Below are 23598 nucleotides of genomic sequence, written 5' to 3' on the forward strand. Positions count from 1 at the left end.
ACCATATAATAGAAACTGACAAGTAGTCGTAAAAACATGATTTAACTAACATTATGAGTTCAATACAGTAACAAAAAGGATGTTATATTGACCAATAGTATAGAACCTTAATTATGTTTGAATAATTCAGGTTATCTTTACAACCCAAAAAAATTGTTTTTGAATGATTAAATGGTTTATTGCCATACTAGGATATGTGTTTTTTAGATTCCCAGGAGCGGTTCTGGGTTTTATATTAGGGAGTCTTCTTGATAGCACAACATCTGGCAAAAGTGGTGGCGGATTTAAAAAAGTGTTTTCTCAAGAACCCGAGGTTACTCCTGCAGATTTTGAGCTTAATTTACTCTCGTTATCTTCGATGGTTATCAAAGCCGATGGTAAAATTAATCAGACCGAACTGGATTATGTAAGGCGTTATTTTGTTAGTGCTTATGGCAAAGAGCGCGCCAATGCGACTTTTAGAACGTTTAATGAGATCATTAAAAACAGGCATGTTTCAGCACAGCGTATCTGTATGTATATTAATCAACATACCCGATATCCTTCTCGACTCCAGATTCTTCATTTTTTGTTTGGCATTGCCAATGCAGATGGAAGTGTAAGTAATTCTGAAGCTGAAGAGATTCGTAAAATAGCTGGGTTTTTGCGGATTAATTTAAGAGATTTTGAAAGTATCAAAGCCATGTTTTTTAAAACTGGGGATCATGCGTATAAAATTCTTGAAATTGAAAAAGATGCCAGTGATGCCGAGGTAAAAAAAGCATTTAGAACCATGGCCAAAAAATATCATCCGGATAAAATCCAACATATGGATGAAATTCATATCAAAGGTGCCGAAGAAAAATTTAGAGAAGTACAAAAAGCCTATGATCAAATTAAAAAAGAACGTGGAATTGCTTGATAATTAAAACACCCTTCTCCAAAGTGCTTTTAAGAATCTTTGTTTAGGTAAACTTGTTGTAATTTTTATCTCCTCTACAAAAGAAGTTTCTTCATCCAAGAATTTAAGGATTTTTCTAGCATCATTTTTCTTAAATAAGATAGAAAACAATTGCGATCCAATACCGTTCTCTTTGTACAACACATCCAAAAAGAGTAGGTCATAAAACCAAAACCTTGTTCTTTTCTGAAATTGAGATAAGTCGTTTTTAGTTTTTAAAAATCTAGTGAGTTGTTTTACTTTTTTTGATGATATATAAAATGTATACCCTGTACTAGGTTTGGTCCACCCTCCTGCAGTACCGATATGAAGTATATTCTTAGAGTTACTTTTATCAAATGAATACACAGTCATTGGGATACATCCTTTTTCCTTTTCTATAATATCATATTCGGTAATTCCCTTGTTGGCGAGGTAATTCTTAATCTCTTCTTCATATTCGTGTTCTGGCAATAGCTTTTCTGAAAATAAAGTATACTCTAAAAGCGCTTCTTTTTTGGATGTAGGCAGGACATACATAAATCTAGTATTTCCCTTTTGTGTTACAGTAAAATCCATAAAAGTAGCTGTCTTAGGATCAAAAACATCTTGTTTTGTTTTTACAAACCACCCTACGAAATGCTGATTTAAAACTGGAAACTGTGTTTGATTTTTGTAGGCATCGTTTAACACGATACTATTAAACACTTTCTCTCCTACATAAGTATTTTGATCAGTCTTAACCTCAACAAAATTATCAATCTCTTTTAATGAATTCAACCGTTCTGTAACAACCGTAATATTAGGATTTTCCTTTATCTTTTGTATTATGAGGTTATAAAAGTCACTACTCCTAATCATTTTATAGCGATAAGGAGTAATTTCAATTTTTTTAGAATACCCTTCACTACCAAAGTAAATATGATCCCACTTTCTGGTCACAATTTGATCCCATTCACCATTATCTTTTTCCCAAAAACACCAGGTACGATCATTTTGATTTTTTATTTCTTTATCAATCAACAAGATCTTTTTTTGATCAAAAAAAGAATCCGAAATCAAACGATTTACCAGCATAAGGCCAGAAGCGCCCATACCTGTGATTATATAATTATACTTTTGCATAGTGAGTGATAAATATAGAGCGAAAAATCAGTAAATTGATTATAATCCCGACTATTTAGATAGGATTTATATATCTTTAGCGTCATCATTATATGAATCATGAATAAAGTTGTCATATTCTTTCTATTTATTCTATGCGCCATAGGTTTACATGCTCAGGAAACACTCAAAGCAGATACTCCCAAGATCATTTGTAAACTAAAGGTTGGAAATACTATAGAGTTTGACACTAAAAGCATTAAACTTATAAAAGTTTATGGAGATTCTAGATGCCCATCTGATGCTACTTGTATTTGGGCAGGAGAAGTTAAAGCAACAGTAGAAATTTATGAGTCTAACACGTTAACCGCAACCAAAGAACTTATTTTTGGGGCCAAAAACATTAATCCAAACCAGATTAAAGAACTATTGATTACCGATAAAAAAACGGTGTTTGGACATAATATTAATCCATATCCATCATCAAAAACACAAATCGATCCAAAAGAATATTATATAGAGTTGCTTGTTAAATAAGACCATGAATCAAATTACACATTCAATGACTTTAGTTTTTATTACCATATGATTTCTAATAAAGCAAAAGCTCATATTGCTTTATTAAGCGTAAATATGATTTATGGCGCAAACTATCTTATTGCAAAAGGCTTGATGCCGCATAAAATTGAAGCTTCGGCTTTAGTATTTCTTAGAATTAGTGGTGCCGGTATTTTATTTTTAATACTTAAACTTTTTATTAAAGAAAAAGTAGATAGAAAAGACATTCCTAGACTTGCTCTATGTGGTTTCTTGGGGGTAGCCACCAACCAATTTTTTTCTATGAATGGTTTAAGTCTTACCTCTCCTGTAGATGCCGCCATTATTATCACGGCCATGCCCATTTTTACGGTCATTATCAGTTATTTTTTATTGAAAGAAGCTTTAACAACGCAACGAATTCTAGGAGTAACTATAGGGGGCCTAGGAGCGGTATTGTTAATTTATTTAGGCAACTCTGGTGTGGGAACAGGATCTATTACTGGTAATATTTTTATCGCTATTAATGCTTTGGCATTTGCATTTTACCTGGTTCTTGTAAAACCATTAATGTCCAAATACAAACCAATCACTGTAATTATCTGGACGTTCTTATTTGGTTTTATTAGCATGTTTCCTTTTTGTATTGAAAAATTAATTCACACCAACTTTACTTCTTTTGAAACTTCTAATTGGATCTCTTTGTTTTATGTAGTAGTAGGCCCTACTTTTTTGGCATATTTACTAAACATGTTCGCACTGCAATATGTAAAACCTACAGTATCTAGTAGCTATATTTATGTACAACCTGCTGTAGCTATGATTCTAGTTGCTTTGGTTTCTTATCTAGTGGTAAATAGTCAATATAAAGGTGATATCAATGTAACAAAATTGTTATGCTGCGTTCTTATTTTCTTAGGAGTGTATTTAATTAGTAGTGGCCCCTTAAAATGGTTTCAGAAAAAGCAGACTTAGTAATTAATGGCACCCACAACCATTATCTCCGCAAGAATTCGAAGATTTCTTTTTGCCGATGGTTATTGAAGAAGGTTTCCAAACGAATTTTTTAATTAAAAATCCTAGGGCAACCGCCACAACAAGAATTACCAGTATATTTTGTATTAGAATATTCATATCCACTCTGTCGTATAAAAATACGAAAACCTAACGTATTTATTTTAAAATTTGATACGCAATTAATGATATACTATACGCCAAAGCACTCATAAAGAACAATTGGATCATTGGCCATTTCCAACTATTAGTTTCTCTTTTCACAATAGCAAGTGTACTCATACATTGCATGGCAAAAGCATAAAATAATAATAAGGATATACCGCTTGCCAAATCAAATAATGGTCCGCCAGTTTTTGTATTTACTTCTGCGGCCATTCTATTTTTTATGGTTTCTTCTTCATCACTACCCACGCTGTAAATAGTAGCTAATGTACCTACAAATACCTCTCTTGCAGCAAAAGAACTAATGATTCCTATTCCAATCTTCCAGTCATATCCTAATGGAGCAACAATTGGCTCTATTGCTTTTCCGGCATAGCCGATAAAAGAATGCTCTAGCTTATACGAAGCTATTTCATTTTCTTGTTCTTCTTGGGGCAGATCTGCATGAGTAGACGCTATAATTTCTTCGGCATTATTAAAATCATCCCCTGGACCAAAACTTGCCAAAACCCATAATATGATAGAAATTGCTAATATTATTTTTCCTGCTCCAAAAACGAAAGCTTTTGTTTTTTCAATTACGTTAATCGCTACATTTTTAAACAATGGAACCTTATAACTAGGCATTTCGATTACGAAATATGATTTACTTTTAATTTTGAGCATCTTATTAAGTATCCAAGCAGAGCCAACCGCTGCAGCAAAACCTAGAAAATACAAAAACATAAGAGTAAGACTTTGATATCCAAAAATCCATCCTATTTTTTCATCAGGAATTACTAATGCAATAATAATAAGGTATACGGGTAATCTTGCCGAACATGTGGTAAATGGTACTACTAAAATGGTAATTAACCGTTCTTTCCAGTTCTCGATATTACGAGTAGCCATTACTGCTGGTATAGCACAAGCAGTTCCCGAAACCAACGGCACCACACTTTTACCACTTAATCCAAATTTTCGCATTACGCGATCCATCAAAAATACCACACGGCTCATATAGCCACTTTCTTCTAGAATAGAGATAAATAGAAATAAAAATGCGATCTGCGGAATAAAAATTACGATACCTCCTAACCCAGGTATAATTCCTTCGGTTATTAAATCTACAAAGGGTCCAGCCGGTAAAATTGATTTGGTAAATTCACTAAGCCAAGCAAACCCTTCGTCTATAAGATCCATCGGATAGGAGGACCAATCATAAATCGCTTGAAATATTAATAACAGGATTGCGAAAAATATAAAATACCCCCAGAATTTGTGAGTGAGTACTCTATCTAGTCTTTCTCGCATACCAGTAGCTGCTTTTTCATCTACAACCAGTCCTTCTTTCAGCACATTATTAATAAACTGGTATCTTTTTATGGTTTCTTTTTGTTGCAATCGCTTCAGTTCGCTTTCAGATTTAATTTTAAAATCCGGAGCTATATCGGCAACCTGTTTATCAAATTTCCTAAAGTTTACATCTTGCGTAATCACCAACCATAGTTTATACAATGATTGATTAGGAAATGCTTTTTGTAGTCTATCAAAATAATCTGGCGCAAATGATAATGCATCAACACAAGGTTTTTTTGATAATACGGTATAGGATTCGATTAATTTTTTAAGCCCATCTATTCCTTCTTTTTTTCTTGCACTCACCAATGCGATTTTGGTGTTAAGCTTTTTTTCGAGCAATGGAATATCCAATGTAATCCCCCTGCGGTTCATACGATCGGCCATATTGATTACCAAAATCGTAGGGATTTCTAAATCCTTGATTTGGGTAAACAGTAACAAGTTTCTTTTTAGATTTTCTACATCACTTACCACTACCGCCACATCTGGATAATCCTTATCTTTTTTATTAAGTAATAACTCAATAACTACATTTTCATCTAGAGATGAAGCGTTAAGACTATAGGTCCCTGGCAAATCTAAGATATGTGCTTTTACACCACGAGATAGTTTACATACCCCTTCTTTTTTTTCTACAGTGATCCCAGGATAATTACCTACTTGTTGGTTAAGCCCTGTGAGCAAATTAAAAACAGAGGTTTTTCCCGTATTAGGGTTTCCGATAAGTGAAACTTTAATTTGCTTTGCCATAAAAAGAAACTGCTATTAAATAATTTGAACTTCTATCTGAGCTGCAATTTCTTTACGGATCGCAAGATGACTACCATTAATATTAAGATAAATTGGGCATTCAAACGGAGCCATTTGCAACAATTGCACCTCGTTACCTGGTAGGCAACCCATCTCTAATAGCTTTAGCGGAATGATATCAGAAGTAATTTCTTTTATTAAAGCTCTTTGACCTTTTTTGAGATTAGCAATTGTAGTCTTCAAGAATTTATTTAGATTAATTTTAAACAAGGCAAAAGTAGGGCAAAAAAATGTATTCCAAAAGCTAAATTTTTCTAAATAGTGCTAACATTTAATTTCAGGAGTACATTACTCCTCATTTTCTTGCTTCAAAACTTCAATATCCTCTAGTAATTGATCAATAGCTTCTGGATTGGTGCCATCATAAAATCCTCGAATCCGTTTTTTGGTATCTACAAGCACAAAATTTTCGGTATGTACCATATCATATGGGCCACCATCGCCATCAGATTTTGCAGCTAGATACGATTTACGAGCCAAATCATAGATTTGTTTTTTATCCCCGGTAACCAAATTCCATTTGGTATCATCGACCCCTTTATCGATAGCATATCTTTTTAAGCGCGCTACACTATCAATTTTTGGTGTTACACTATGTGAAAGCAAAAGCACCTTACTATCATTTTTAATACGGTCTTGAATTTCTTTCATATGCCCGGTCATGATGGGGCAAATGGTTTGGCAGGTGGTAAAGAAAAAATCTGCTACATAAATTTTATCCTTGTAATTGTTGTGTGTGATTACCTGGCCATTTTGATTAATGAGTTCAAACTCGGCAACCTTGTGGTATTTACGAACATACTGCACTGTACTATCTACCAATTCTGTATTTACCATTTCTGGTGCATATACAGGTAATCTTTTGTTTGGTTTTAAAATCGTATAAATAATAGAAACGATAATTGCAGATAGTATAAAAAGTACTACTGCAAAAAACTTATATTTTGAAAAAAACTGTAACATCCTCTACTTTTCTGACCGCAAAATTACAAGGTTTATTACGTATAAAAACCTTGTTTTCATTAAAAAAATACTAAATCTGGTGATATAAAGGGTTGTTTTTTTTTAAAACCCTTCTAAAAGGTTACTTTTGCGAGATTAAATTTTGAATACGACCTATGAGTCCATTTTTTGTAAAAGCTATACAGCTACTATTAAGTTTATCATTCCTAATCGTTTTACACGAGTTAGGACATTTTATACCAGCCAAATTATTTAAAACTCGAGTAGAGAAATTCTATCTCTTTTTTGATGTAAAGTTTTCGCTTTTCAAGAAAAAAATTGGAGAAACCGTTTACGGTATCGGATGGTTACCCCTTGGAGGTTATGTAAAGATTGCAGGAATGATCGATGAGAGTATGGACAAGGAGCAAATGGCAGGACCACCACAACCTTGGGAGTTTAGATCAAAACCAGCTTGGCAACGTTTAATCATTATGCTTGGGGGTGTTACAGTAAATATCATTCTTGGGTTTTTGATTTATATGGCTATGATATATACATGGGGAACCAATCATGTGGGGTTCGAAGATTTACCAAAAGGTTTTGCCGTTGCAGAATCTTTTAAAGAATTAGGCTTTGAAGATGGAGATAGAGTAATGCAGGTAAATGGTGCAGATCTTGAAGATGTAACCCAGATCAACCATTATTTATTTATGCGAGATGTAAAAGATATTAGTGTTGTACATCAAAATGGGCAAAAAGAAACCATACAAATCCCAGAAGATATTGGGACCACAATGTTCGAATCGGGTACATTAAGACCTTTTACACCAATTACTGCTCCTGTTTTGGATAGTATTGTAAAAGGAACTCCAGCAGACCTGTCAGGGCTTCAAAAAGGAGATAGAATCGTTAGCCTTAATGATAAAGAGGTACGCTATTGGAGTGATTTTAACGTTCTCAAAAATGCAGATACTACCAAATCGGCTTTACGTATTGCATACCTAAGAGATGGTGTTAAGAACACAATTGAGGTTACACCGGATGAAGAAGGAATTATTGGCGTATACCCAAAATCAGATTTTAAATTTCAGAATAGAGAATACTCTTTTGGAGAAAGTATTGTAAAAGGTTTTGATTTTGGATATTGGACCTTACATGACTATATCGCACAGTTTAAATACGTATTTACCAAAAAAGGAGCTAGCCAGGTTGGTGGTTTTGGAGCCATAGGAAATCTTTTTCCTGATGCATGGAACTGGAGAGCCTTTTGGGGTACAACAGCCTTTATTTCGATTATTTTGGCGTTTATGAATATTTTACCAATCCCCGCACTTGATGGTGGACACGTGATGTTTTTATTATATGAAATTATCGCAGGTAGAAAACCAAACGACAAATTTATGGAGTATGCCCAACTTGTTGGTTTTATTATCCTTATCTCCTTATTATTATTTGCAAATGGTAATGATATCTACCGTGCAATTTTTAAATAGAAGAAAAAAGTGAAAAAATCTTTTTGAGAAATAAAAAATAGTATATATTTGCACTCGCAAAAAGAGAAAAACACTCTATATTTGCAAAAGCATTTTCCTCCTTAGCTCAGTTGGTTAGAGCATCTGACTGTTAATCAGAGGGTCCTTGGTTCGAGTCCAAGAGGGGGAGCAAAACAAAGCCTTAACTTATTCAAGTTGAGGCTTTTTTGTTTTTGGATAGCTTTGTTGGATTATTACTCGCTCACCTTAACCGAAATATCAAATAAAATAGGATGAATAGCGCCGTAGCGTTTTCTAAAAATCAAGATATTTGGCAGGGATATTTTTCGTTAACCACACATCTTCTTCTGTTTTATAAAAATGCCACCCTTCATTGAGTAGCCTTGTAGTATCAATTTCTATAATAACAGGTTTACCATGCCGACTACCAATATCTCTTGCCATGATTATAGTCTCTGCAAGGTGTACATATTGCCGTTGCATTGATTTAAGACCATCTTTGGCAATACTATCCATATTTTTAATCCCGGTACCGTGATATAGTATTTTGGGAGGCGTTTGTGGTGGTGCTTCTTGAATTACTTTGATAGAATGCCCATGAGTAGATTTAATTTTGCTAGCTTCTACATCTATCTTCCATCTCACTTTATCAAAACGCTGGCTTAACTCAATCAAATCAGCTTTGGTTAATTCTATATTCTCAACTTTTAAAGCCATCAAAACATCTTCGATATTTGCCCATCCGTAAGCATCTAATACAATATTTGCGTCTTTAGGGTTGTGACGTAACCAATAACTTATGAGTTTGCTAATTTCGGTCTGCACTATATTTTCTTCTTTACGATTTTTTTATCCATTCAATTTCATATCCTACTTCTCCTTCTTCTATCTCTCCTACTTTAAAACCAAGAGTTTCTGTTGCAATTTTCTTGAATTTGGCTTTCCATAATAACCACTCCTCTTCGTTCATGTTTGTCTCAAAATGAAGTCCACTTGGTTCTATAGATGCAAACACATATTTTTAATTGTAACACTTTCTTTAAATCAAATATAAACTTAACATCTAACCTAAAACAAAGAAAGTCGCTTGGATTTATAAAAAACCGGGTAAATTTTCACTTCGAATTGCTTTAACATTCAAGTATTTCAACTATGCTTCATTAAGGTATTTCGAATAACTCCTCTACCATAAAACCCAAACTGAAATCCCACTGCCTCTTCATACACAAAACTCTGTGCTGCCGGATCATATGTTACAGGAGCATTGAGCTCTTTCATGGTATTAATTAGACGATACAATGTTGTTCTAGAAACCCCTAATCTTTGGGATAAACTTATTGGGCAACCTGTTGCCTGTAGACGTATCAATTGATCAACTCTTTCTATTAATTCTATTTGTTTGATAATAACATTCATAATGTGTTCCCTTTGTTTTTGTTTGTACTATTACTTTTTTGCAATTATGAAGTCACTTTCTTTCTCGAGATAAGAATAGGACGTTTGCGTTTTGTTGAGACAAATGTATGAGAAGGGTTAGGTTGGATACAAGAGAAGTATCTCGGTTTTTATAAAACTCGACCAATCAAATAAATTATTAAGTATTTAATTTACAGCAGTTTAAAGCAAAACAACTCAATACTTATTCTATACACATAATTATACAAAGAAATCATCGCCACAAAGTCGGTTTTTATAAAATCCGTGAAGCATTTATAATTATTGAGTGCGTATTTTTAATTTCTATATCAAGAATTAGATACTTTTGATCCCAAACAAAAAGTATTTGTTATGCCTTTTACAATCACAACACGATATACCATCATTTTAATTTTTATATCCACTTTGGGGTATGGGCAGTCTTTTGTATTACCAGATTCTTTAAAAGGAAAAACAAATAAAGAACTAGGTATATCATATCATGCAATTAAAGATAAGGACAAGTCAAAGGCTGAAATATATCTTCGAACTATTCTAGCGAATGCTAAAAAATCTAATGATAGTGTAGTAATTGTTGGTGCATTTTCTAGGCTTAGTTGGCTTTTCGACACATGGGATATCAGAAAAATCAGAGCTCTAGACTCTACCATTATTTATTCTAAAAATATTGAAGGAACATATTGGCCAGAAGTGTTTTATAACAGAAGAGCATTGCACCATAATAATCAAGGAAATCTTAAAAAAGCTCTTAATGATTATTTAGTAGCATTGGAACATACAAAGAAAAAAAACAATATTACCTATATATATATTCTTAAGCATAATATAGCATTATTAAAAAGAAAGTTAGGGAAATATGAAGAAGCTAAGAAGTTACTTAATGAATGTCTTGTTCATGAAAGATTAAATATGATTACTAAAAAAGGAAAATGGGATAGTATTGGTTATCTAAATAGTTTAACAGAATTAGTTTCAACATATCGTTTAAATAAGCAAATAGATTCGGCTAAGATTCTTAATAAAGAAGGAATTCAATTATCCAAAGGGAAAAATTTGCATTTTCTATTTAATTTAAATGATGGAATTCTAGATTATCATGATCAAAAATATTTAGTTGCTAAGAAGAAAATACTAAAAATTCTCCCAAAACTGTACAATGATAAAGAAGTATATGCAGAAACTTTTAATCTTATAGAAGCTCATTTATATTTAGGAAAATCAAACCAAGATCTTGGATTAATCAATGAGGCCATTTCAAATTTTAAAAAAACAGATTCGATATCTAGGAGTTCAAACTATTTCATTCCAGAAAGTAGGCTACCATATGTAGAACTGATAAATTATTATAAATCCTTAAATGATGGACATAATCAGCTCATATACATTAACAAACTATTAAGCGTAGATAGTGTTTTATTCAGAAATTTTAATTCAATTAACGATCGACTCATCAAAGAATATGACACTCCCATTTTACTTGAAGAAAAAGAAAAGTTAATTACTTCGTTAGAAAAAGAAAACAATAAAAGGTCTACTCAAAATATAATTATGCTAATTCTTTTAGGGTTAAGTATCGTTGGTATTGGATATTATTACTATCGACAAAAACGGTATAAAGAACGGTTTTTAAAATTGCTGCATGAGACTGAAGATCGTAGTCAAAAAAATGAAATTTTAAGTGCTAATACTCTTTCTAATTCTGGAGGCATTAACAAAGAAGCTTTTGACAACCTCATAGATCAATTAGAACAGTTTGAAAAAAATAAAGGATATCTTAAACCTAAGCTTAACTCTAAAGATTTAGCCAAAAGCTTTGGATCAAACTCTAGCTATCTATCCAAAGTAATTAATACATTTAAAGAAAAAAGTTTTAGCAATTATATCAATGATCTAAGAATCGATTTTGTGATTGATCGATTACGAACAGATGCTATTTTTAGAAAATATACCATCAAAGCTATTGCTCAAGATATCGGTTTTAATAATGCTGAAGCTTTCTCAAAAGCTTTCTACAAAAAAACAGGAATCTATCCTTCGTACTTTATTAAGGAATTAGATAAAACATGTCTTTAAAGAAACTACTAACAATAGCTTCAGATTACTCCATTAGTATACATTGGTTATAAAATTTTGATTAAAAAACTGTAAGCTTAGGTGATTCCTCATAGTAGTTGATTGATTATAAACATTAACCCAACTACTGCATAGTTTTTAAAATTTAATTCTGGATATTAGCAGATCAAAAATCACTGATCACAAAAACACTAATGAAAAGAATCCTATTTTTATCGTTATTCCTCTTATTATCTTTTGGCTATAATTTTGCTCAACAAGCAGGCTACCCTGTTAAAGAGTATCTTTCGCAAATCAATATTTCGTCTGTCTCTGTTTCTCCCAACGGCAAGTATATTGCAGTAATAACTCGCAATGACGATTTTGATAAAAACAAAACGATAAAAAGACTGTGGCACTATGAAATAAATGATCAGGCACAAGTAGTATCAAAAAATGAAATCCCCATTTATAACAATACTGTATCACGTTTACAATGGACTAAAGACAGTGATTTTTTAGTTTTTAAATCCAAAGATAGTTTGGGCAGTGATCTTTTTAAAGTATCCTCCTTAACCCCAAAATTAATTACGCCACTATTTGCAAATAGAGCAACATTAAAAAAAATATCAGACTTTACGATCTTAGATGATAACACAGTGATATACTATAATACTTTTACTCCTATAAAAACAAAAAAGGATTCTATTACCCTCAAATTTCCTGAAGAAAAAGTAATTAGACATACGGTCTTTAAAAGTTTTTGTTTTGGATCAGAGGTTATAGATTCTCTATTCACTTTACCAGTGAATGTTTCTTATTTCGAAATTTCTCCTGATAAGAGCAAAATGATTTATACAAACTACGACCGTCCTAATTTTTATAGTAGCGAAACGTACGCAAATTCTCACACCTATATCATTGATAGCAAAACCGGAAAACAAGAACTTCAACTTACCAATGATAAGATTTGGGATGATTCTTGGTGGCTTTCTAATGATAAAGTGCTTTCGCTTTTTAGTGGTAATCCCGAAAGTAAAACCTATACAATCTCTGATGATGATTTGTATTTGACCGATCTAAAAACGGGTACTAGAAAAAGATGGATTACAAGTTTTGATGGAAGTATTAGCAGTCTAGTCGAATGGAAAAATCAAGAAACAATCATTAGCTCTAACATATCGACTTCTTCTAATTTTTTCAAATACAAAAAAGGCGGCTTTGAAAAAATTACAGACTTAAAGGGCCGGATCATGAATTTTACTTTGAATAGAGGTAAAAATCTAATGGCTTTTTCAATGATCAAAAATAATATGTTCGAAGAAGTATATATCGCTAGATCTGTTAAAGAGTTAAACAACCCCATTAAGATTAGTGATTTTAATACAAACCTAAACGCTTATAACACTCCAGAAATAGAGAAAATTACCTGGAAAAATTCTGATGGAGAGATTATCGAAGGTGTAGCTATATGGCCTCCTGGTAAAAAAAGAGCCAAAAACTTGCCCTTGGTAGTAGATATACATGGTGGGCCATGGTCCAGCAGAACAGAATCGATCACTCTAGGAGGATTGCAATATTATTACTACCCCTCTTTACTGGCATCAAAAGGTTTTGTTGCTTTGCTTCCTAATTATAGAGGTAGCACAGGTAGGGGACAAGGTTTTATAGATGCTATTAATGGTGGACCTAGAACAAAGCCAACAGATGATATTATTACTGGTGTGCAATACATGATAGATCAAGGGTGGGTAGATAAAAATAATATGATCGTTAAGGGAGCAAGTTATGGTGGATCACTTACAAATTCGATCATAGGAGAGACCGATATTTTTAAAGCAGCACTACCCAGTTGTGGGGTTTGGGATGAATTTGCAGATGTTGGCGTAGGTGATGGAGATGTCTCTGAGTTTGTTCGTTATGAAGGAATAAAATCTTGGCAAAATCCAGAATTATATAGAAAAGAAAGTCCGATTTATAATGCTACCAAAATAAATACACCTACATTAATTACACATGGCGAAAAAGATGTGCGAGTACCTACCATGAATGCCTATAGTATGTATTACACTCTAAAAGATAGAGGTATCAAAACCGAATTACTAATATACAAAGGAGAAGGTCATATCTATAGAAAACCCTCGAGCAAACTGGCAAAAGTAAAAGCCGAACTTAAGTTTATACATTCATATATCAAATTATAAACAGGTCTTTAAGACCCCGATTTTAAAACCAATAAAAAAACAGGTATTTATCCTTTAGCGCCTTTATAAAGAAGTTCATTCTCTAGTGCTTGGATTTTATCCAATTTCATAAAGTTTTCTTATTTAATTCTTAAAATCGTAATGCTACCGCCTTGATTACGACTTAGGAAACATGGGATTTTTATGTAATTGGAATTAGCCTATATTCCTTTTTATAAAAAATCATACGAAGCCTTGAGATTTTTTTCTCAAGGCTTTTCTAGTTGTGTCACTTACCGCTACGTTTTAAATTTCCACTCTTCGATTACTTTTCCCGAAACACATTCGCAAAATGTTCTTACATTATTAAGGTTAATAATTAATCCGTTTTCTAATTTGTCGGCCATATATTCGATAAAACCATCTCGCACAAAATATTCTGAAGAAAAGGTATTATCCTTAAATCCCGAAAAGACTAAATATGCTACCTGTCTAAGTAAAAAGCCTCTTACATTTAATGATACACCAAGCATAATAGAACAAGGGACTAATCTAAAGGCAAATCCCTTTAATGTTAGTTTATTTTGTAATTCCCTTGCACTCATAGAAGCCAAACTATAATAGTCTACAGCCATTTTTGAATACTGATCATCATTCGTATTAGATTTAAAAATAGATAGCAGCCATGGGGTTTGTGGCATACCATTCCAGCTAGAAACAGTATAATCTAGATGAGAAGCATCTGTTAATGAGAAATTCACTCGTACCGAATTATCTCTTCTCTCACTAGTCATATCCATAATCTTTAACTCCCATCTTTGCAAAGCACTAGGATACAATTCGCTATACGCGCCATATGCCACAAGATCATCATCATCTAAATCCATATCTATAACCTTAAAAATCAAACTTTCATCAAAATCATAATCAAAAACGGCATAATAATAATTGCTTGGAAAATTTAGCTCTACAACATCTTCTTGTTTGAGGGTAGTAAGCAATCGAGTATCTTTATGAAAGATCTGAACAATCGGATCACTTTTTCTAAAAACCCCAGGATCGCCTTTAGGGATATTGGATACTTTATTAAGTTCAAATCTTACTCTATTTATCCCGTTAAACCATCTATAAAATGTTCTGTTTTCTTGAAGTGGAAGAAAATCTATTTCTGAAGCTGCCAACCTGCGATACGTTTTATAATAACTTCTAAGGTTGTTTGAATAATAGAATTCTTGTAATAGTCCTAAAGCTTTTTGATAATCCCCGGTAACAGTGTGATATCTTGCCAACGCGTATTTTATTTTTGCAATCGTATTCCAGTTTGTGGTGCTAATATTTTCGAGGATTTGAATTGCCTTGGTATATCTCAATAAAGATGCATGCAATTCAGCTTTGGCCATTTCGACATTCACACTACTAAACCTAGTTGTATTACTAGCATTTTCTAGAAGATAAAGTATATTACGATATGATGAATTAATCTCAGAAGCTTTTTTAACCGCTGCATATGCATCATCATATGTAGCTGTGTTTTGCAATGATTGAACTGCTTTGGTAAGGTATAAATCTGTAAGATAGTTTGTGATCTCGGCATTATTAAGGTCATCGGCATATGCCAATACCGCAAATATAATTTGATCATCGACTGTGCTTTCTTTTTTTGACATCGCAAAATAAATCTGAGCTCTTAACCGAACTCCTTTTGTTGCCATCGTTTTGTTACCATAATTAACTACAGAATTCACGTTTTCGAGAGCAGTTTCTAATGCCCCGTCTCGATATAACTTTTTAGAAAATTCAAAATAAATTATCGTCTTATCATCATATAGTTTTTTTTGATTAGGCGTGTACTTAATTGCTTTATCTATAAACTGTATCGCAAGCGGAAAATTATCATTACGATAGGCAATATTTGATTGTGTCTTAAAAATGGAACTTTTTAGTTGTTGTGCATTTTTTTGAAATTTCCCTATAGCAGATATATTCGAGTTTAATACAACATCGACATATGTATGCGCTTTTTTAAAATTCTTATTTTTAAAATGATATCGCGATACATCCAGAAGTAACTGGTATTTTGTGAGTTGCGCCTTTTTTAAATCAACATTGGTATTTATTCTTACATACTGCATTAGATGATCTACTTGTTCTAATGCCAGTTGCGGATCGTTTTTCTTTATTTGATGCTGGGCATTTTTTAATACGATCTCTGGATATTTCTGCAACGATTTATCAATATCAGCTACATCTTCCATTGCTAACAGCATAAATTTCAATTTTTCTGAAGGACCTTTATGCCTATGCGATAGTGTATAATATACTTCCCCCCTTTCTCTAATTGCTTTTTGATTACCTAATTCGATGGCACCACTTAAAAAAATAAGCGATTTTTCGATATGTTCAAGTTTTCGATAAGCAACTCCTAAACCATAGTAAGCATCAGCATTATCAGGATGTTTACTTAAAACATTCTTGAACTTTTTTTCAGCTTTTACATACTTGCCTTGATCAATTTTTTTAAATCCATTCGTATTCATCTTGCTTACACTGCAAGAAGAAAACACCCATAGTAATAATGAGAAAACCAATATTTTTTTCATCCCTCTTACCTTTTTAAACAGCAAACCCCATACAGGTAGTTTTTCTACCTGTATGGGGTGCTAATTTCTACTTAAAATTACGAAATAGTCGTTAGAAAATATAAGATCTTTGAGTTAAAAAAATGTTATGACTTAAAAAAAAGTAAAACAACGAACAAAACCGTAAAACTCTATTTTACAAAATATTAATATCATTCATAATTCTGGTAACTTAAGAAATAAGAGATTTTTTTTCAAGGTTTTTCTAGTTTCCTTACTTAAGGAATCATCCACATATGGCTCAAAAATGTCATTGCCGTAACATCATAAGGTGATATATCAAATACTCCAATATCCAGGCCGCCAAAAACTGCAGTAGGTACTTCGGGTAACTTTGTTAATGCATGCATTTTTAATACATTTAATGCAAAAGTTCTTTTTTGTTTTCTATGTACTTTTAAAATAGTATCATCATACCAATAAAATTCTTTTATACTACCTTTTTGTATTTCACTATCCAAGAAATTCTTGAAATTGGCAATGATCTTACCATCATAATCTATAATATTAAGCGCTATGCTATCATTTTTGAGATATGATTTAAGAGTTGACTTTTTAGTATACAAATCTTTTTCTTTAGAAAAATCTACTTTTAACCTATAACTGTTATCATCCAAAATTGTATTTCTATCTTTTATATTATATTTTTTTAATATAAATGACACTTTTTGCTGGTCATGTTTAATGGTTTCTTTATATATTTTCATAAACAATCGTGCTCTGTCACGATTTGGAGTGAAAGTTTCTCCTTTACTTTTAAAATCTGCAAAAATAAATTTTCTTAGATCTCCAAACACCTTAGTTGCGTAACTGTTTCTATCTTCAATTACCAATGGTTTTTTATACGTTTTGTCTCCTTTTTTACCATGTACTAAAATTAAAGATAAAGGTAAAACGATACTTCCAGGAGTATTAGAGTTTTCTGGAGAGTAATTTAAAGGTAACGCGCGTATCCCTTTAGGAATATTTATAGGAGAACTTGTTTTGGATAAATCACTAAAATCTCCATTAAAGGTTTGAACAAATTCTATTGCTTTTACTCCTAGGGTGTACTTTAAATCCGACGATATAATACCACTTTCTATCACATTAAACTTATGAGGTATCTGAAAAGAAGGTTTGGGAGAGGATACATGAGCTTCGCAATACGCAATATTTTTTTCTAAGAGTGTATTAACCCCCTTAATCGCAGCAGCATACTGCTTTTTTAATTCATTTTCCGTTTTTAAACATACATAATCATGGGCTTGATAATAAGTAAATTGTACACTTCTATTTTCATTGATTTCTTTGTTTTTAATTTTTAAATCAGAAGAAGAAAATAGTATTGGGTTTCTAGAACCTACCCCATGTGTCAATAATACTCCATTTAATCCAGTGTATTTTTTGATTTCATTTCCAAGAAAATCGGTAACCGATTTTGCTCTTTTTATAGATAATGGATCATTAATATTATCGGTTCCCGTTTCGCTTGCTCTACCTGTAAAAGTTGAAAAAACTCCAGAAACTCCAGGAGCGGTTCGCCAGAACATGAGATGTTTCATTTTAAAAGCCTTGTAATGGATGTCATTCCCCGAACTATTTTTATCATCGATAGTAATAGAACTTTTTATGTCTGGAAAACAAATACTATCATTTTTCCACCAAGGTTTAGACGAGGTTTTATCCAAAACAGTATCCAACATCATCCCGCGAACTATATCTTCTCGAGATGCCGATGTCTTGGCAACCCAGGGCTGCTCTTTTATAAGTTTTTCCTTAAGGCTATCCTTAATATTAGCCGCAAAAGGATCCTCGAATTCTTCAAATTCTCTAGGAATAACTTCTGCAGTCCTTAAAAGTTCATCCAATTTCACTTTTTTCACAAAACTCTTTAGTGATTTTTGATGGTCATTGTTTAAATCACTTTTGTTAACTCCAAAATTGTATACCAAAAAGTAATGATAAATATGTTTTCTATATACACTGCCATACAACCATTCTAAGTATTGAATCTGTGCATGAATCACATTTCCGTTAACATTAAAATCAACCCATTGGATGGTGTTTTTTAATTTTGCTTTTCCCAATTTTGATTTTAGCGCAGTAAGCAATTTTTTCTTTTTTTTCAAACTAATATGTACCGCTTTCTTCTTTTTTGATTCTAATTTAGTACTCATAAATCTTTTAATTTTTTAAAAATTTGATGTGAGCATTACTTTTGGGGAATCCAGTATACATCGATGATATAACTTTTCCTGTGGTATCCTCTAGTTTTAAAAACTCTCCTCTATTATTCAGAAGAGCAATCATTCGATTACCATAATACCCTTTCCACGAATCCGAATTTGATCTCGTCCTTCCTACATAAACATGATGTGTGCCTCCTGGTTTTATCCTATCGTTGGTTTTAAAAATATATTCATGCCCGGCGGCATCGCTTAAACGCCAACCTTCTAGTCGTACTTCATCTTCTGTATTGTTAGTTATCGCTACTATTTCTTTATCAGCAGTATCCACATGTAAAGCATCCTCATGATCATCTCCTTTAGAATTGATAATTGTTTTTTTACGATCTATGTATACTGCATTAGACGGGTATTTTTTTGATGATAAATCACAGAAAAACTGTATATGTTCGATATACTCATGTTCCTTATGAGAAGACGGTGTCATAACAAAAACCGTTATATCATTACTCCCCTGTTTTAAATGTGTTTTTGAAATATGAATACTTAATTTATGACGGTCTATCAAGAATTCTTCAAGATCTAATTCTTGTCCATTTAATAGTATTTTTAATTGTAATAAAGATGCGGTATCGCGGTCTATCGTATTTTTCATTGTACTAATAACCTCATTTGTCGAAATTTCGCGATCTACATTGACCAGATCTTCAGATTTAATTTCATATTGATTTTTTATAATTGATTTTACATCCAACTTATCAAAATCAATTTCGAGATACACATATTTATCATAAATAGGAAAATCATCTCGATTAGCATCTACAGATAAAGGACTATTGATTTTTATCCTACTATCTTTTAGTTTTTCAAGCTCTTCATATCTCTTATCATAAATCGTCTTTTTTAATTGAAGTGCAGATTTTCGACTTCTACTGTTTTCAAGTTGATTAGTTCTGGCGGTATACCTCCATGATGTTTCTCGTAGATTATTAGAAATAGTAAATACCTTATCATTTGCATCCATCCATTTGACCTGCACTGCATTAGAGGTTTTAAATTTTGCTCTTCCTAATTTTTGCTTTATATCAGATGTTAACACATTATCTTCTATCCAATTAGGAATGGTTTGAAAATCGAAACCATCTTCTTTTGACAAATTCAAGATGTCATTTTCAAAAGATGTTTTGTTAAGCTTACTCAATGTTTGTTTTTTGAGTTCTTTTATTACATTTCTTGCTTTATCCTCATCATTACCATCCCAAAAGACTACCCAATCTATAAATCTATCCAACCAGTCTAAATCACTAAAATCAAGATCCCCTAATAGACTATCAAAAAATGCTTCGATCGCTTTTTTAGTTTCATTATAGAGATTCGATATGATTTCCTTTAGGTCTTCTATAGCTTGCTCAATTTCGTTAATCAATTCATTGATTAATTCTTCTAACTCTTCGATAATCTTCTTAACCAACTCATAAGCTGTATCAACTAGTTTTTTTATTGCATCCAGTATTTCTCTAATGACATTTACCAAAAGAACTTTTAAAATTTGGATGATGTACCAAGCGGTATGCACAGGCATGTAAAGTAAAAAAGCTTTAAATTGTTCCCAACCGATAATCATGAGTACCTCAGATAGGTCTTCTAGATACCGCTTAGACACATCAGGTAAAAAATCACACTCCATAAGTTCATTGATTTTTTGTTCTACCTCTTGCGTGGTTAGCGACGTAAAATCTAGTTTATGATCATCAGGATCGGCAATCATATTTTCTATCGCACTAGTAATGATATCTATTCTATCTTCGGTCCATGTTTGTCTTCCCATAGACATTTTGGCAACATCGAGTATATTGAGTATAAACTCTTCTGTAACATCAATGAGATCTTCTTTTAATCTAGCGGGGATTTTTACATCCACTGGTAATGGAGTTATATCACTTATTTTATCTTCGAACGCCTTAAAAAAACGTTTCGCCATAAAATCGAATTTTCCATTTTTTACACTGTTCTCGCAAGTATTTATAGTATGTGTAATATTATCTGTGGCATAATTCATAAGTTCATTACTCATAAATGATATATTCTTTGCCGCAAACCCCAGTAAGAATCTATTTGCCAAAAAAGTTAGCTGCTCAATTTTGGTCTTGTCTCCTCCTTCTACAAAAACCGATTTGAGCATGGGGATAAATAGTTTTGGGAAACTACTTAAGGTATTTTCAAAAACAAGATTGTAATAATCCTCTCCTAATCTTGAACGACTAAAAATGGGTTGTATACTAGATTGAACAGGAGTTACTACATAAGTGTCAAAAGTGGTCTCCAGAAATGTAAAAAGAATATTTAATATTTTTTTCTGGGATTGAGCATCATCTTTATCTAATATCAATTCGATAAAATTTCCGATAGTTAACCCATTCTGATGTACTTTATCCAAAAACACTTCGATTTTTGAACCAGTTGTTCCTATATTATTGGTTAAGAATTGAGTAAAGCACGATTTTTCGAGATATAAATACGCTTCACCATTATTTTTAAGTAACTGTATATTCTTACCCGTTGCCAAGTGATATCGTTTTTTGGCATACAAAGGGAGTTTTTTCCATAAATCCTTATGGTCAGGATCAATCAAATATCCTATCACGAATAAATGAGTACCAACTTCTTTTATTACATCAACCTCATCAAATTTAATTTCTTCTAATATCGCAATGATATCTTCAACAATTAAAGCCACATCATGTAATGAAGCTATACTGGTTATTTTATTAATTGTGTTTTCGATCGTAAATAAAACTTCTTCAATCTGATCAATAAAAGCATCTACATTTTTTTCTACCCAATCCACAATTTTATTAATCATATGATCTAAAAACCTTGTGTATGCCTCAAGAATCTCTTCAAAAATAAAATCAATAGAAAAATCTTTTACAGAGGCAAAAGTGAGATCTCGTTTTTCAGAAATGCCGGCTATGCTCGCATCAATAATCAAGTCCAACGCCAATGACCAAGCATTAAAAATAAAATTGGTAACATCTTCATCTAACTCATCTGGTGTTATATTATCTTTTATTTCTTGAAGCAGATGATTTTTACTTGATCTAAAAAATCCATTTACATCTTTAAATCTAGCTTTGGCAAAAAAATCAACTCCTGCCCCATATAAGAAAGCTGCTTCGGCATTGGCTCTAAAATCAAATCCCGCTTTTTTACCTTCTTCTTCAAACAACCTAGCTCGACAAATTACCTCTGCAGAAGCTGTAAGTGCTATCTGAGCATTACCTTCGACTCCAGCAGCAACTTCAACTTGATCGACAAATTCCTTAAATATCTTGTATTGCAAATCATTACTTTTCCTTTTTACATTTTTAAGGATTTTATCTAGGGTTAGAGATAGTTCTAATCTTGCTCGTATATAGGCTTTAAGATAAACCTGGAAAGAAACAATTAATCCTAATTCGTCTAAGATTTTGGGAGAAAACTGTGCGGCCATCTGCAATCCCGCCTCGACACCAGCTTCTATTTCTAAAATTGCCTTAACATAATCGGTAATGTGTGCCGAGATTCCTGCCTTGGCTAATACTGATCCTTCGAGTTGAAGATTAAATCCATGACAAAAACTTAGAGCAAGGTTTGCATCGTATCCCAATGAAGCAAAAGCCTCATCATTACCTATCCCAAGATTTCCCTCTTTTGATAAGTCCAGAATTTCATTTCCCATATGATTTGTAGTGATTAGAATCGCTAAATTCATTATTGTTTTACATATATTTTTAAGTCAAACAACCCAATTAAAAAGGGGTAAATCACCCAAAAACAGTATGTTACATGTTTTTCAATAACTCAAACCAAAAGTATAATCCCTAATTCTTACTCATAAATACCCACCATTGGGTATTTACTTTGCTATAAAAAACATATACGTTTGATCTATCAATTTTAAATCATTTTAACATGAGACCAATCATATCCATATTCTTGTTTTGCCTTCTACTTATAGGCTGTAGCAAAAAAGCAGAAAAAGCAACTAAAGAAGTGACTGCTACCGAGCAATTGAGCACAAAAATGTTCGAACTACAACGCAATCAAACTTTTGCATCAATCCAAGACGAACCCATCGCATTAAAAGAATTTTCGAATGACATCGCTATTTTAAATGATCAAGAAATCCAGATCGAATCTGATCTTCCGCAAGCATATACTAATAGATTATATATTGATAAGGAAGGTATCGCCGGGTATAGAGGTGATTTAAGAAACTTAATCGGCCTGATTGCTACCAAAGACAATACTGGTAAATATACCGTTGGCGGAGTGGATTTTAAAAAAGATAGTGCAGATATAGAGCTTAAAGCTCCCGAAGGTGGTAAATTAAAAGAATACAAATACGATCGTAATCAAATTACATCTATAAATTGGTTATTATCGGTAAGTCTTGAAGATAATGAATTGGCACATTTTACACTCGAAGATATCTCTAGAGCCGTATTAGGCACACCCAACATAGATTATGAAAAGATCACTAATAGTTTTAAACTTACTGATCAAAATATTGATCGCAAATATTTAATCGCCATCGCAACAGTAACCGCTATTACATCAAAAAAATACACCAAGAGAACCCGAAAAATCAAAGTGTCTGAGTTTCCATTAGTAGGTAGTGCTATAAGCGCAGGAAACGAGCTATTTACCTCTAATCTAGAGTTTCAAAGAGATTATAGAGTAGGTATGCGATTGATTCCTATTAAATCTATATTAGAAGAACTACCTACTCTTTAAAAATGCAATAAA

The 23598-nt window shown here is 32.5% G+C and carries 18 protein-coding genes and 1 tRNA gene; 8 read left to right on the top strand and 11 right to left on the bottom strand.

From position 1 onward, the window contains the following. The first annotated feature begins 163 nt into the window (after positions 1–163). Complete coding sequence (locus DK508_RS15730; RefSeq protein ID WP_109301746.1) at positions 164–901, top strand: TerB family tellurite resistance protein; 738 nt, start codon at positions 164–166, stop codon at positions 899–901. A 3-nt stretch (positions 902–904) separates the two neighbouring features. Here the strand turns inward: DK508_RS15730 and DK508_RS15735 are convergent, their stop codons facing one another. Then, on the bottom strand, positions 905–2044 hold the full coding sequence (locus tag DK508_RS15735) for a lycopene cyclase family protein (RefSeq protein ID WP_109301747.1): 1140 nt from the start codon (positions 2042–2044) through the stop codon (positions 905–907). 99 nt (positions 2045–2143) lie between these two features. Between DK508_RS15735 and DK508_RS15740 the strand changes: the two genes are divergently transcribed. Next, positions 2144–2560, top strand: coding sequence for a hypothetical protein (locus DK508_RS15740; RefSeq protein ID WP_109301748.1), 417 nt, complete (start codon positions 2144–2146; stop codon positions 2558–2560). Between the two features lie 48 nt (positions 2561–2608). Next, positions 2609–3535 carry a DMT family transporter gene (locus DK508_RS15745; RefSeq protein WP_109301749.1) on the top strand — a complete coding sequence of 309 codons (927 nt, stop codon included), beginning with the start codon at positions 2609–2611 and terminating at the stop codon, positions 3533–3535. Positions 3536–3538: 3 nt separating this feature from the next. On the opposite strand, the gene DK508_RS21380 is transcribed toward DK508_RS15745, so the two are convergent. From DK508_RS21380 to DK508_RS15760, 4 genes are all read right to left on the bottom strand, one after another. Beyond that, positions 3539–3694 (bottom strand): hypothetical protein, encoded by a 156-nt coding sequence (locus tag DK508_RS21380; protein ID WP_200831878.1) that lies wholly within the window; start codon positions 3692–3694, stop codon positions 3539–3541. Between the two features lie 39 nt (positions 3695–3733). Further along, on the bottom strand, positions 3734–5830 hold the full coding sequence (gene feoB / locus DK508_RS15750; RefSeq protein ID WP_109301750.1) for a ferrous iron transport protein B: 2097 nt from the start codon (positions 5828–5830) through the stop codon (positions 3734–3736). A gap of 15 nt (positions 5831–5845) precedes the next feature. After that, positions 5846–6073, bottom strand: a complete 228-nt coding sequence (locus tag DK508_RS15755) for a FeoA family protein (protein ID WP_109302737.1) — start codon at positions 6071–6073, stop codon at positions 5846–5848. A gap of 105 nt (positions 6074–6178) precedes the next feature. Continuing rightward, positions 6179–6853, bottom strand: coding sequence for an SCO family protein (locus tag DK508_RS15760; protein WP_109301751.1), 675 nt, complete (start codon positions 6851–6853; stop codon positions 6179–6181). Between the two features lie 155 nt (positions 6854–7008). Between DK508_RS15760 and rseP the strand changes: the two genes are divergently transcribed. Together rseP and DK508_RS15770 are read left to right on the top strand one after the other, a co-directional pair. Next, positions 7009–8328 carry an RIP metalloprotease RseP gene (gene rseP / locus DK508_RS15765; RefSeq protein ID WP_109301752.1) on the top strand — a complete coding sequence of 440 codons (1320 nt, stop codon included), beginning with the start codon at positions 7009–7011 and terminating at the stop codon, positions 8326–8328. A 95-nt stretch (positions 8329–8423) separates the two neighbouring features. Continuing rightward, a tRNA-Asn gene (locus DK508_RS15770) sits at positions 8424–8497 on the top strand. A 125-nt stretch (positions 8498–8622) separates the two neighbouring features. Here the strand turns inward: DK508_RS15770 and DK508_RS15775 are convergent. The 3 genes from DK508_RS15775 to DK508_RS15780 form a co-directional block, all read right to left on the bottom strand. Then, on the bottom strand, positions 8623–9153 hold the full coding sequence (locus tag DK508_RS15775; protein ID WP_160114740.1) for an RNA 2'-phosphotransferase: 531 nt from the start codon (positions 9151–9153) through the stop codon (positions 8623–8625). 13 nt (positions 9154–9166) lie between these two features. Then, on the bottom strand, positions 9167–9343 hold the full coding sequence (locus DK508_RS21205) for a hypothetical protein (protein ID WP_160114741.1): 177 nt from the start codon (positions 9341–9343) through the stop codon (positions 9167–9169). A gap of 131 nt (positions 9344–9474) precedes the next feature. Then, on the bottom strand, positions 9475–9744 hold the full coding sequence (locus tag DK508_RS15780; RefSeq protein WP_109301754.1) for an HTH domain-containing protein: 270 nt from the start codon (positions 9742–9744) through the stop codon (positions 9475–9477). Positions 9745–10116: 372 nt separating this feature from the next. Between DK508_RS15780 and DK508_RS15785 the strand changes: the two genes are divergently transcribed. Then, positions 10117–11838 carry an AraC family transcriptional regulator gene (locus tag DK508_RS15785; RefSeq protein ID WP_109301755.1) on the top strand — a complete coding sequence of 574 codons (1722 nt, stop codon included), beginning with the start codon at positions 10117–10119 and terminating at the stop codon, positions 11836–11838. A 194-nt stretch (positions 11839–12032) separates the two neighbouring features. Further along, positions 12033–14021, top strand: coding sequence for a S9 family peptidase (locus DK508_RS15790; RefSeq protein ID WP_109301756.1), 1989 nt, complete (start codon positions 12033–12035; stop codon positions 14019–14021). 278 nt (positions 14022–14299) lie between these two features. Here the strand turns inward: DK508_RS15790 and DK508_RS15795 are convergent, their stop codons facing one another. The 3 genes from DK508_RS15795 to DK508_RS15805 all read right to left on the bottom strand — a co-directional run bounded on the left by DK508_RS15795 (position 14300) and on the right by DK508_RS15805 (position 22561). Next, on the bottom strand, positions 14300–16600 hold the full coding sequence (locus DK508_RS15795) for a lipopolysaccharide assembly protein LapB (protein WP_109301757.1): 2301 nt from the start codon (positions 16598–16600) through the stop codon (positions 14300–14302). A gap of 257 nt (positions 16601–16857) precedes the next feature. After that, entirely contained in the window at positions 16858–18798 is a 1941-nt protein-coding gene (locus DK508_RS15800; RefSeq protein WP_109301758.1) for a hypothetical protein, read from the bottom strand. Between the two features lie 7 nt (positions 18799–18805). Further along, entirely contained in the window at positions 18806–22561 is a 3756-nt protein-coding gene (locus tag DK508_RS15805) for a lamin tail domain-containing protein (RefSeq protein ID WP_109301759.1), read from the bottom strand. A gap of 200 nt (positions 22562–22761) precedes the next feature. Between DK508_RS15805 and DK508_RS15810 the strand changes: the two genes are divergently transcribed. Next, a complete protein-coding gene (locus tag DK508_RS15810; protein WP_160114742.1) occupies positions 22762–23586 on the top strand; it encodes a hypothetical protein in 825 nt (274 codons plus the stop codon). Positions 23587–23598 lie beyond the last annotated feature (12 nt).

The sequence above is a fragment of the Aquimarina sp. AU474 genome, from assembly GCF_900312815.1.
In the GTDB taxonomy this organism is placed as follows: Bacteria; Bacteroidota; Bacteroidia; order Flavobacteriales; family Flavobacteriaceae; genus Aquimarina.

Coding starts and splice junctions, on each gene's coding strand:
- DK508_RS15735 (WP_109301747.1), bottom strand. CDS start 2,044: ATGCAAAAGTATAATTATATAATCACAGGTATGGGCGCTTCTGGCCTT.
- DK508_RS15790 (WP_109301756.1), top strand. CDS start 12,033: ATGAAAAGAATCCTATTTTTATCGTTATTCCTCTTATTATCTTTTGGC.
- DK508_RS15740 (WP_109301748.1), top strand. CDS start 2,144: ATGAATAAAGTTGTCATATTCTTTCTATTTATTCTATGCGCCATAGGT.
- DK508_RS15785 (WP_109301755.1), top strand. CDS start 10,117: ATGCCTTTTACAATCACAACACGATATACCATCATTTTAATTTTTATA.
- DK508_RS15800 (WP_109301758.1), bottom strand. CDS start 18,798: ATGAGTACTAAATTAGAATCAAAAAAGAAGAAAGCGGTACATATTAGT.
- DK508_RS15730 (WP_109301746.1), top strand. CDS start 164: ATGATTAAATGGTTTATTGCCATACTAGGATATGTGTTTTTTAGATTC.
- DK508_RS21380 (WP_200831878.1), bottom strand. CDS start 3,694: ATGAATATTCTAATACAAAATATACTGGTAATTCTTGTTGTGGCGGTT.
- DK508_RS15795 (WP_109301757.1), bottom strand. CDS start 16,600: ATGAAAAAAATATTGGTTTTCTCATTATTACTATGGGTGTTTTCTTCT.
- DK508_RS15805 (WP_109301759.1), bottom strand. CDS start 22,561: ATGAATTTAGCGATTCTAATCACTACAAATCATATGGGAAATGAAATT.
- DK508_RS15760 (WP_109301751.1), bottom strand. CDS start 6,853: ATGTTACAGTTTTTTTCAAAATATAAGTTTTTTGCAGTAGTACTTTTT.
- rseP (WP_109301752.1), top strand. CDS start 7,009: ATGAGTCCATTTTTTGTAAAAGCTATACAGCTACTATTAAGTTTATCA.
- DK508_RS15780 (WP_109301754.1), bottom strand. CDS start 9,744: ATGAATGTTATTATCAAACAAATAGAATTAATAGAAAGAGTTGATCAA.
- DK508_RS15810 (WP_160114742.1), top strand. CDS start 22,762: ATGAGACCAATCATATCCATATTCTTGTTTTGCCTTCTACTTATAGGC.
- feoB (WP_109301750.1), bottom strand. CDS start 5,830: ATGGCAAAGCAAATTAAAGTTTCACTTATCGGAAACCCTAATACGGGA.
- DK508_RS15745 (WP_109301749.1), top strand. CDS start 2,609: ATGATTTCTAATAAAGCAAAAGCTCATATTGCTTTATTAAGCGTAAAT.